General features: G+C 44.4%; 10 protein-coding genes. 4 read left to right on the top strand and 6 right to left on the bottom strand.

What is annotated here, in order from left to right; all coding sequences use genetic code 11:
• Window positions 1-111: 111 nt before the first annotated feature.
• Together F6J99_RS34535 and F6J99_RS34540 are read right to left on the bottom strand one after the other, a co-directional pair.
• On the bottom strand, window positions 112-312 hold the full coding sequence (locus F6J99_RS34535; protein ID WP_293119919.1) for an SDR family NAD(P)-dependent oxidoreductase: 201 nt from the start codon (window positions 310-312) through the stop codon (window positions 112-114).
• A 163-nt stretch (window positions 313-475) separates the two neighbouring features.
• A complete protein-coding gene (locus F6J99_RS34540) occupies window positions 476-1,510 on the bottom strand; it encodes a ribonucleotide-diphosphate reductase subunit beta (protein ID WP_293119921.1) in 1,035 nt (344 codons plus the stop codon).
• 81 nt (window positions 1,511-1,591) lie between these two features.
• On the opposite strand from F6J99_RS34540, the gene F6J99_RS34545 reads away from it, so the two are divergent.
• A complete protein-coding gene (locus F6J99_RS34545) occupies window positions 1,592-1,735 on the top strand; it encodes a hypothetical protein (protein WP_293119923.1) in 144 nt (47 codons plus the stop codon).
• Between the two features lie 277 nt (window positions 1,736-2,012).
• Here F6J99_RS34545 and F6J99_RS34550 read toward each other — a convergent pair whose 3' ends face one another.
• Window positions 2,013-4,274: a ribonucleoside-diphosphate reductase subunit alpha gene (locus F6J99_RS34550; protein ID WP_293119925.1), complete on the bottom strand. Its 2,262-nt coding sequence runs from the start codon at window positions 4,272-4,274 to the stop codon at window positions 2,013-2,015.
• 457 nt (window positions 4,275-4,731) lie between these two features.
• Here F6J99_RS34550 and F6J99_RS34555 point away from each other — a divergent pair, with 457 nt between their 5' ends.
• A complete protein-coding gene (locus F6J99_RS34555; RefSeq protein ID WP_293119938.1) occupies window positions 4,732-5,115 on the top strand; it encodes a DUF4346 domain-containing protein in 384 nt (127 codons plus the stop codon).
• A gap of 172 nt (window positions 5,116-5,287) precedes the next feature.
• Here the strand turns inward: F6J99_RS34555 and F6J99_RS34560 are convergent, their stop codons facing one another.
• The 3 genes from F6J99_RS34560 to F6J99_RS34570 form a co-directional block, all read right to left on the bottom strand.
• Window positions 5,288-6,061 (bottom strand): glycerophosphodiester phosphodiesterase, encoded by a 774-nt coding sequence (locus F6J99_RS34560; RefSeq protein ID WP_293119928.1) that lies wholly within the window; start codon window positions 6,059-6,061, stop codon window positions 5,288-5,290.
• Between the two features lie 241 nt (window positions 6,062-6,302).
• On the bottom strand, window positions 6,303-7,760 hold the full coding sequence (locus F6J99_RS34565; RefSeq protein ID WP_293119930.1) for a S8 family serine peptidase: 1,458 nt from the start codon (window positions 7,758-7,760) through the stop codon (window positions 6,303-6,305).
• A gap of 294 nt (window positions 7,761-8,054) precedes the next feature.
• Window positions 8,055-8,366 (bottom strand): hypothetical protein, encoded by a 312-nt coding sequence (locus tag F6J99_RS34570; RefSeq protein WP_293119932.1) that lies wholly within the window; start codon window positions 8,364-8,366, stop codon window positions 8,055-8,057.
• A gap of 637 nt (window positions 8,367-9,003) precedes the next feature.
• Here F6J99_RS34570 and F6J99_RS34575 point away from each other — a divergent pair.
• Window positions 9,004-9,747 carry a PEP-CTERM sorting domain-containing protein gene (locus F6J99_RS34575; RefSeq protein WP_293119934.1) on the top strand — a complete coding sequence of 248 codons (744 nt, stop codon included), beginning with the start codon at window positions 9,004-9,006 and terminating at the stop codon, window positions 9,745-9,747.
• Between the two features lie 300 nt (window positions 9,748-10,047).
• Entirely contained in the window at window positions 10,048-10,248 is a 201-nt protein-coding gene (locus F6J99_RS34580) for a hypothetical protein (protein ID WP_293119936.1), read from the top strand.
• The last annotated feature ends 2 nt before the right edge of the window (window positions 10,249-10,250 follow it).

Here is a 10,250-nt window from a genome sequence, read left to right on the forward strand (position 1 = left end):
TCCTAAAGGGCAGGGTTTGCACCTGCATCCGAAGGACAGTTAGAACTTTTTGAGGTATTTTACCTCGCGAGTCCCCTAGCTTATACCCCTCCCGTTTCGGGAGGCTCCTAGCTAGAACGAGCCGCACAAGAACTCAGACTGGTAAACGATGAGCCGGAAAGCTCCCGCTATACTCGTTGGTGAGTTAGCGGTGAGTTGTTTACTGCTATTAAAGCCAAGAATTAGATCATATCCATCAGCGGCAAGTTGCTCAGAGATGCCGAAACCAATCCCACGAGTTCCTCCGGTAACAATAGCTACTTTTGATGACATCTTTTTAGTATTCTTGATTAATCTAGATTATAGCGGTTTGCAATTGGGTGAGGTACTTTCCTTCTAGGTTTTAGGGAGCAGGAAACAGGCAACAGGCAACAGGGAAAAAATCCTGTGTACCTCACTCCCGACTCCCGATTCCCTACTCCCTACTCCCTACTTCCTAAATTTCATCCCAACCACTGACCCCAGAAGACATCACATAACTAGTTACGCTAGCTTCAAAGAAATTGGCTTTAGTATGAGCATCTTTTTTAGTATCAGAAAAACGCTCTAAGTGGCTGTAGGGACTCTTTTGATAGTTTTCCCCCTGATAAAGGGGTTCTAATCCAATAGAACGTAGCCTGATATTAGCCAGATACTTGGTGTAGTGCTCAGTACTCCGTTCGGTAATCCCTAAAATATCGTTACCAACAATATGATTAGTCCAGCGACATTCATGCTCTACTGCTGTGGCAAACATTTCATAAATTTGGTCTCTGGAATAGGGAAATACGTCCATAGCCATGGGGATTAACTTTTGATAAAGCCGGACATGACTCAGTTCATCTCGATTAATCATTTTAAAAATGTCCGCTGAGCCTGGCATCAGCATCCTAGAGGCGAGATTGTAGAAGTAAATGAAACCATTATAGAAGTACATTCCTTCTAATAAAAAGTCAGCCAGTAAGGAAACAAAATAGTTTTCTGGGGTGGGATTATCAACATACTTTTGATAGAAGCTGGCAACAAATTCGCATCTATCCCTCAGCACTTTATCAGTGCGCCAGAATTCATAGACTCTACTTCTATGTTCAGTAGGGATAACGGTTTCTATGATATATTGATAACTTTGATTGTGCATCCCTTCCTGAGAAATTTGTTCCGCCATACACAGACTAACTTCTGGGGCAGTAATGCTACTTTTGATGTGAGGAATATTGCAGGTTTGAACGGAATCTAAAAAGGTTAAATAGGAGAGAATCCCATCATAAGCATAACGTTCGGCTGGCGTTAAATTGGAGTAGTCTGTTACGTCTTGAGTTAGGTCTAGTTTCTGGGGAATCCAGAAATTCTCCCGCATCTGTTGATACAACCCAATTGCCCAAGCATAACGGACATCATTGAGTTGCATCAAGTTAGTGGTATTACCAAACCAAATTGAACGGTGTTCAGTTTTATCATCCCCATCTGGATTAAAGATAGGGTTAATTGGCATTTTAGTCAGCATTTTTATAGGGAGTAGGGAGTAGGGAGTAGGGAGTAGGGAGTAGGGAGTAGGGAATAGGGAATAGGGAGTGTGGGGAACAACAGCTATCAGCTATCAGCTATCAGCTATCAGCTATCAGCTATCAGCTATCAGCCTTGGCCTTGGCCTTTGGGCCACGCTACGCGAATGGCCACGCTACTTGAGGTGCTATCAGGTTTTGAATCACACAGGTAAGCATTGGTATAAGCGCGTTTATTGCATGTATGAGATACACTTATCAACCTCAAAGTCCCCCTTTTCAAGGGGGATTTAGGGGGATCTCTTTGTACCTCATGGGAAAGAGAATTGCTATAATCTGAGTGAAGTCACAGGCTGGAAGCCTGTTCCACAAAGCTGACCACTGACCGATGTTTCACAGGCTGGAAGCCTGTTCCACAAAGCTGACCGCTGACCGCTGACCGCTGACCGCTGACCGATGCTTCACAGGCTGGAAGCCTGTTCCACCGAATCACTAATTGGCGCAAGCGATACAAGTGTTGTCTAATTCTTTGAAGTTGTCACGCTGGACGGTTCGGATATAATAGACGGCTTTACATCCTAATTCCCAGGCCATGACTAGGGTTTCATAGATGTCTTTGGCTTTGAGGGTGCGTTCAGGTTCGTCTGGGAAATAGACTCCTTGGTTTAAGTTAAATAACAATTCCATGGAAATCCCAGTATCAATCCATTGCTGGATCGTGGCTACTGCTTGAACAACTTTTTTCTGATCAAAGTTTTTGTTTTCGTGGTATAACCAAAAATTGTCTTTAATAAAGGGTGGGGCAATGGGTACAGTGCCTTTTGCCCATTTGTCATAGAAGAATTTGCTGTGAACTGGCAAGACACTAGCGGTACATCCTTGTACTAGGGATGAAGATGTATTGGGTGCGATCGCAGTAATATGAGAATTGCGAATCCCAAATTGTTGAATATCCTCAGATAGGGCTACCCAACGCTCTTGATGCTGGGAATTTTCTATAAACCATTCCACTGGTTTAGCACCAATTAGCTTACCTTTACTCCACTCACTACCATCGAAAGCAGCATAAGCACCACGTTCGATAGCCAGTTCCATAGATGCATGGGTGCAGTAGTAGCCAATATCCTCAAATAAGTTACTAATTTCCTTGAGGTTGTTATAGGTTAGCCACCGTTTCGCTAACCAATCCGCTAAGCCCATACACCCTACTCCGATGGTGCGGTATTTGTGATTGTGCCTATGGGCTGCTTTAAAAGGAGGAGTGGTTAAATCAATCGTGTTATCGAGAATCCGCACTGCCAGACGACAGATATTAGGCAATTCAGTTTCTTCAATATTGGCGAGATTGATTGAGTCCAAATTGCAACAGTGAGCAGCATTGCCAATTTCGACATTAGAGAAACTTTCGGTACAAAGATTTACCGCTGGGATGTAGCCCTCGTGTTGATTAGGATTAGCGCGGTTAATGGTATCCTTGAACGCCAAGTAAGGCATTCCCGTCTCTACTTGCGATCGCATAATCGTCTTGAAGAGTTCCCGAGCATTCACGGTCTTGTAGAGAGTGAGGGTTTCGCCGATGGCTGCTTCAATAGTTTGATAGGCGCTTTCAAACTCTTCTGCCCAAAGTTCCGATAGCTCAATCCCTAGCTTGATCCGTACTTCATAGGGATCGATTAATGTCCAGTCTTCTTTATTAACCACCCGACGCATAAACTCATCGGGAATCACCAATTGGGGAAAGATATCATAAGCCTTGCGCCGGGGATCGCCATTTTCCGCTTGCATCTCCAGAAACTCTGGCACATCGAGATGCCACACATCTACACTAACGGTGACTGCCCCTGCCCGACGGCCTCCTTGATTAACTGCGATCGCAGTATCGTTAAGCAGTTTAATCCAAGGAATTACCCCTCCCGAAGCATTGGCTTTGCCCATCACCCAGCTACCCGTTGAGCGAATCCGGCTGACATTGACCCCAACACCACCACCGTTTTTGGAGATTCTGGCGGTATCAGTAATTCCTTCAAAGATGCTTTCTAGGTTGTCATCAATGCTAGTGATAAAACAGGAAGACAGAGACCCCTTAGGAATTCTGAGATTAGCCAGGATCGGGGTAGCTAGAGATATTTTACGTTGTGCGATCGCTTCATAAAATCGCCTTGCCCAACCTAGTCTATCTTCCGGGGCTTCAACTGACCCTAGCAGCAGAGCACAGGTTAAAAATGCCTCTTGGGGCAACTCATCCGCCAGGAGATACCGACGAGTTAGCAGTACAGCCCCTGCATAATCATAATCCGTGTCCCAATCCGGATTAATCCAAGAACCTGCTTCTTTTAGCTCCTCAGTCGTATAGGTTAAGATACTGGGGTCATATTGACCAGACTCTACTTTGGAGCAAACAGTTCTAGGGTAGTCACCGTACTCATAACCACGGTTTACCAGGGTATCTTTCCAGATACTCCAGATCTGCAGTCGTCCTGCTACATAGCGCCAGTCAGGCTGATCAGGACTACACATTTCCAGGGCACAGTTGATCAAATTCTCCTGAATCTCTCTGGTAGTAACACCATCACGCAAGCGGGTAGTGAGTCCAGCTTCTATAGTGATCGGATTGACATCCTTCCCAGCACAAGCCCACTCAACAACACCACGAATTTTGGAAATATCAAGGGGAGCGAGAGAACCATCCCGTTTGATCACCTTAATCTTCCCTTGATTTTGATTTATGGTTGTTGCCGATAGGGTTTGTTGCATTTTCACTGGTTAGGCAGAATATTAGATTTAACACACCATGACTTGCTAACCCCAAGGTACCACACTACCACTAGGGTTAACTATTTAATTACCAAGCTCTACTATACTAAATCTGGAGTGATTTGGGTTATAGTTTTTGCCGACAGGATTTGTGGCCTTTTCACTGGTTGCTCAGAATTTAGATATAATACACCAATACTTGCTCACCCCACGGTACAACACTACCACTAGGGTTAACTATTAAATTCCCAAGCTCTAGTCTACTAAATCTAGAGTAAGTATGGCTGTTAAATTTATCAACTTTTTTAAGTAACTGACCAAGTAACTCCCCACACCTCCCATACCTGCTGCGCCCCGCTATGTTTCGCTGTTATCCTCATCCCTGACCTTGTCTAATTTTTTTTTTAAAGTTATAATAGTGGAATTTGCCATCAGCTTTAGCCCTTGACCGTTGACTATGATGATCACTGCCCAAGACATTACTGCTATTGATGAGAAGCTCTCCAAACGCTTTATTGAACTCGATCCAGAGGGCTACTTCATTATTTACATAGACCGAGAGGCAAGTCTGATCTGTGCTGAACACTACAGTAACAAAATTAATGAGAAAGGCTTAGCAGTTGATCCAGAAACCGGAGAACCATTTCCCTGCGATGTTAAATTAAACCGTACTCCCACCGCTATTTTCAAAGGTAGGACAGCCAAGGAACTAGGCATGAAAATTACCGAAGAAACTAAACCCTGTCCTTTAAGTCGCTTCGATCATGCCCTTTACCTAGGACGAGAATTTGTCAGAGCTGAGATAGCGATGGTCAATGGCGAAGAGTATATTCAAGATTAGTCAATAATCTGTAAGCTATCAGCATTCAGCATTCAGCATTCAGCATTCAGCATTCAGCATTCAGCATTCAGCTAATGCGCTACAGATGGTGCTACTTGAGGTGCTTATGCCCTCAGGGCAAGCTACACCGAACACTTTTGAATAACACAGGTAAGCCTTCGTTTAATCTGAGTTAAGTCTGCTGACCGCTGACCGCTGACCACTGACCGCTGTTCGCGTAGCGTGCGCGTAGCGCATTAGCTAATAGCTGACGAGCTAAGTCAGGTTTGTCGGTTATTATACCATGTACCCGATTATCATTTAGAAGCTCTCCAATCATTTTTTGATCATTTACAGTCCAAACAAAAACCGGTTTGCCCTGTTTAGCAGCAATTTTTAATAAACCAAATTTTAACGTTTCCCAATGTAGTGCTAGTATATCTGGGGTAAGTCGGATCAGTTTGTGAAACACCCAAATCCCGAAAACCCTGAGTAATATAATCAGAAAATTATTCTTTTTTTTGCTTAATAACAATCCCGTTTTAACCTTAGGGTAATTTAATTTTATCCATCTTAACGATGAAACATTAAATGATAAAATAACAAAGTCATCTATCTTGATATATTCCATTACTAAGGCCATGACTTTTTCTTCATAGCCTTCTTCTTTGAGCTCAACCGCTAGTTTAATCCTGTTACGACTCAGTCTTAAAACTTCCTCAACCGTAGGCACTCTAAACCCTTGGTGACCAGCAATGCAATTTATTTCAGCAAAGCTTAACTGACTGATAGCTTGATTAGCTATCATTGGATCATGATGGGAAATCAATACCCCATCTTTTGTGATTCTTACATCAAATTCGATAAAGTCAGCCCCAAATTCAATCGCTTTCTCGTAGGCTTCAATAGTATTCTCTTTGGCACAATTAGAAGCGCCACGATGGGCGATTATCTTATTGGTCAGCATATCTAACAAAGGGAACAGGGAACAGGGAATAGGGAACAGGGAGCAGGGGAAGAGAGGGAAAGATGGGCAGATGGGATGTATGGGAGTGTGGTGATATTCCCGACTCCAAGTTCCCGACTCCCGATTCCCGATTCCCGACTCCCGATTCCCGACTTCTGACTTCTGACTTCTGACTTCTGAATTCCCGACTCCCTATTCCCTCAAATCAAAACTATAGCTCACCTATTTGAGAAGCGCTATATCAACGAGGTGCTGGCAAGTCATTAACATTGCGGATGGTCACGGAGCGAGCTAGCTTATAGGCGGCATAGGAATCCACCAAACCGGATCCAGTTGCTCCATCGTGTCCTTCTCCTGCTGGTTGACCATGGGCGCTCTTGCCCAGCTTAACATCTCGCGCTGATGCCCGCAGAATCTGCTTAATCAGAGATGGAGACAGACCAGGTTGCACCTGTTTAAGCAAGGCACAAACACCCGCGACTTGGGGAGAAGCAGCACTAGTACCGCTGATCACCGCCCAGCCATCATCAGTAGCTGTTTCGTCCTGATTCGGATACTCACCGCCGCCCAAGCCTTGGTCAATTTCGTCCCCTGGTTCAACGGGCAACATGATATAAGCAGCCCGGGGTCGCATTCCCACCAGTCCACACAGATCAGGTACATGGCGTCCTGGATAAATCTGGCTATCAAAGCTACTGGCGTAGTCAGAAGCTTCTAAGCGAAAGTCATTGCCCTCAACAGTATCGTGGGCATAGACTCCACCCACAGAAATCACTTCTGGCATTTGACCTGGAAATCCATAGTGTCCGTTACCAGCAGAGAAACAAACGGTAATACCACGCTCTTTGACTGCTTCAATAACTGCTGCCTCTAGGGGCTTGAGGAAATTCGGTAGAGGGCCTTCTGGAATAGTGAAGCCCCAGCTGTTGGTCATCACTGCTGGATGTAAATCCGATGCCATCTTAAAGGCCAGAGTGGGGTTACTCCCCATTTTGACACCAATAAAGTCAATATCCGGTGCATTGGAAAAAATATTTGCTGCTTCAGCGGTGCCATGACCATTCTCATCCCGCTCCACGTTTTGAGCATCTGGTGCCAGGGTTGCCTGGTAGTTGTAGCCATGCCACTCGTAAAAGGGATGCTTGTAGAATCCAGTGTCTACCATTGCTACTAAAACGCCTTTACCGGTTACCCCGACTTTGTGGACAGGGGTCGAGCGACATACCATGGCCACATCGGAGGGAACATTGAGGTGATGATAACGAACCCGTGGAGGCAGTGGCGACTCAAATAAAATCGGTGGACGTTGGGGATAAGCGCGCTCTATCAACCCAGATAGCTCTTGGGGAATGGTAAAGGGAGCACCAGCAACATGGCGCAAGAAGGTCACTTCTCCCAGTTGAGGATGAGCCTCGCTAATGAGTTGGCTGTCCCGTTCAACTCGGGTGCTAAAGACCCGTTCCCACAGTTCCCGTGGTCCATCAGCACTAATGGAAAAAGTTCCGATTTGCTGCACTCGAAAGCCAAGGGATTGTAAAACATTTGCAGCTTGAATGCCCCGTCCAGGGGGTGGGGCGAATTGTTGAAGATTCTCTGGTTGTAGGTAGGTGTCAGTCGCGAACATGGACTGGCCACTTTCTGATGCGAGAATGGCTTCAAAGGAAACTCGCTGTTCTCCAGTCTGTAGTTGTTGTATCATAATTAGCTTTTTAGTTAAATCCTAGTTAGACAGGGGTTTATGACTATCCCTGTCGTTGTTAATCAACACAGCAAGATGCTTTAGGTCTTTGGTTTACTTCTTTAGTTTGGTATCTGTGATCACATATTGACGTCACCCTCGTGGGTACTTTTGTTTTTTTCGGTTTTAGTTTATAATATTTCACGAAATTTTTCACTCACTATTCAACAGTAAAGGCACCATCGGGTCGTGCCTCTAGCCTGGAGAATGTTCGGATTATCCTTAACTGGATTGGCCGTTGGCCACGCTACGGGATCAGAAAAATTCTGGGGGCTCTACAAACATCACCCCAGTTACCAAGGTTTGTAGTTGCTCAGGAATTTGTATATTGTCAACCGCAGCTTTGGGATAGGTAACGTCACTGCCATCTATCTCCTGGATCAGAGTTTTCTGCTGTGGTTGGAAGGAAACATTGAACGTTGATTCCCACAGGGATTGCGGAGCTTGTACACTTATAGTCGGTCCAATGTGCAGGATCCGAAACCCAAGCTGTTGTAGAGCTAAAGCAGCTTGTCTAGAGTGGTTCGGGGATGACTCAATTTCTGCTGAGATCGTGTTTTCCGGCATAGAACGCCTCCGATGGAAAGTCTGGCGTCGGTGATTTTTGGGTAGGGGCGACCGATTGGGGCAAGTAATTAATTACTGAAACCCTAGGTTTTATGTGCTTTTGCTTCGCCCTCCCATAGGATAACCTAGAGCTTCCCTTAATTAAGGGCAATTTGTCAAGCTATAGCGCTGCCCCCAGGCAATAGGGAATAGGGAATAGGGAACAGGGACTGAAAAACCTTGTAAAATCAAGGTTTTAGCAATTCGTATTGATGCAAAGGGCGAGTGGGCACTTGAGCTGACTTGCTTAGAAGTGGCCCCTTGATAGTCCTGAAGAGGACGGAAAAAATGCACGGGCTATTTTCTGTAGATTAGCTCCGGGTCATGAAATCAAGTTGGGTGCGAGTTTAAGGGTGACGGTATTTTTTTTATTGCTATGAATTTATACAAAAAAATACAAAATTTATACCTTTTATAGGTTAGCGCTAACGCGATCGCAACCATCAGATTGGCATACTAGAAATATCAGTTAATTTACTGAAAGTAATTTTACTGACAGCTCAGGCTATGGTCAAGTTAGTCAAACAATTAGTAAACCAATTAGTTACAGACTACAGTCAATTAATTAATTTATTCAAATAACTAGGGCGTCTATAACATGAAAATAACTAAATTTTTAAGCAGTGGATTAGTTTTAGGGTCTATAGTTTTAGGAGGAGTAGGACAAGCCCAGGCAGCTGATATCTTCAACTCCTGGTTAGCCGATGAAGCTCATATCTACCCAAAAGACACAAAGTGGTCAGGACACGCTTTCTGGTTTCCTGAGTTGGACTCAGGGAGATTTGTATTTGACACTTCAGGTATCTTTAATGAATACGATGATGGGACTGCTAATTTATTGGGTACCATCGTTTCTGAGTTAGATGATACTAAAAAATGGGACATTGATATTTGGTTCGAGAGCACACCAGAACCTTGGGGAGGACCGAAAAAGGAACTACCGAAGTCTGAATACGCAGAAAATGGTGGCTCCGTGGATACTACTACTTGGCGCTACTATAACATGAATGAAACTCAGGCTACCTTAACTGGCGTAGATTTCTACGATGGCAAGGAACTGAATCTTTACCAAAGACCTGAAAATGGGAAATACTCCTTCCAGGTTGGGGTTGGAGCTAATGGCAAAAACACTAACTTTGGTATGTCTGGCTGGCTAGGTACTACGGGTTCTTTTACTCTTACCCAGGCTGATATTAATGTTGATCTAACTCCCAATCCTGGGGGTCCTTCCAATTCTCGACCTGTTTCTGTTCCTGAACCCATGACAATGGGCTTGTTAAGCCTAAGCTTACTGGGATTAAGTGTTACCTCATTAAAGCGCAAGTCTAAGAAATTGCTGTGACCTAGTAATTTTAAATATTTCCGGATTTTTGCGTCGGCATAACTGATTCAACCACTTCTGTGTAGGAACTAGACTATTCTCTCGTAGTCTGTTCCTTTTTTATGTTTTGTGGTAAGCATATGCGCTACGGGCAGGCTACGCCAACAGCTATCAGCTGTCAGCTGTCAGTTTTCAGTTTTCCGTTGTGACTTCGCCACTGACAAGTTTCTAGTTTCTAGTTTCTAGTTTCTAGTTTTAAGTGACTAAGAATAATAAGGAGTCAACTGCATAGGTTTTCAAACCACCGCGTTTTTCACCCTAATGATGTACACAGATTTTTTCCCTGTTCCCTGTTCCCTGTTCCTTGTTTCCTGTTCCCTGTTCCCTGTTCCCTGTTCCCTGTTCCCTGTTCCCTATTCCCTGTTCCCTGTTCCCTGTTCCCTGTTCCCTATTCCCTATTCCCTAAAACCAAAAAAATTGTACCTCACCAAATTTAAAAAGGCTATAGTAAGCTCAAACTAATA

Origin of the sequence: Moorena sp. SIO4G3 (genome assembly GCF_010692305.1) — a bacterium.
Taxonomy (GTDB): Bacteria; Cyanobacteriota; Cyanobacteriia; order Cyanobacteriales; family Coleofasciculaceae; genus Moorena; species Moorena producens_A.

Coding starts and splice junctions, on each gene's coding strand:
- F6J99_RS34570 (WP_293119932.1), bottom strand. CDS start 8,366: ATGCCGGAAAACACGATCTCAGCAGAAATTGAGTCATCCCCGAACCAC.
- F6J99_RS34580 (WP_293119936.1), top strand. CDS start 10,048: ATGATGTACACAGATTTTTTCCCTGTTCCCTGTTCCCTGTTCCTTGTT.
- F6J99_RS34550 (WP_293119925.1), bottom strand. CDS start 4,274: ATGCAACAAACCCTATCGGCAACAACCATAAATCAAAATCAAGGGAAG.
- F6J99_RS34560 (WP_293119928.1), bottom strand. CDS start 6,061: ATGCTGACCAATAAGATAATCGCCCATCGTGGCGCTTCTAATTGTGCC.
- F6J99_RS34575 (WP_293119934.1), top strand. CDS start 9,004: ATGAAAATAACTAAATTTTTAAGCAGTGGATTAGTTTTAGGGTCTATA.
- F6J99_RS34565 (WP_293119930.1), bottom strand. CDS start 7,760: ATGATACAACAACTACAGACTGGAGAACAGCGAGTTTCCTTTGAAGCC.
- F6J99_RS34540 (WP_293119921.1), bottom strand. CDS start 1,510: ATGCCAATTAACCCTATCTTTAATCCAGATGGGGATGATAAAACTGAA.
- F6J99_RS34555 (WP_293119938.1), top strand. CDS start 4,732: ATGATGATCACTGCCCAAGACATTACTGCTATTGATGAGAAGCTCTCC.
- F6J99_RS34535 (WP_293119919.1), bottom strand. CDS start 312: ATGTCATCAAAAGTAGCTATTGTTACCGGAGGAACTCGTGGGATTGGT.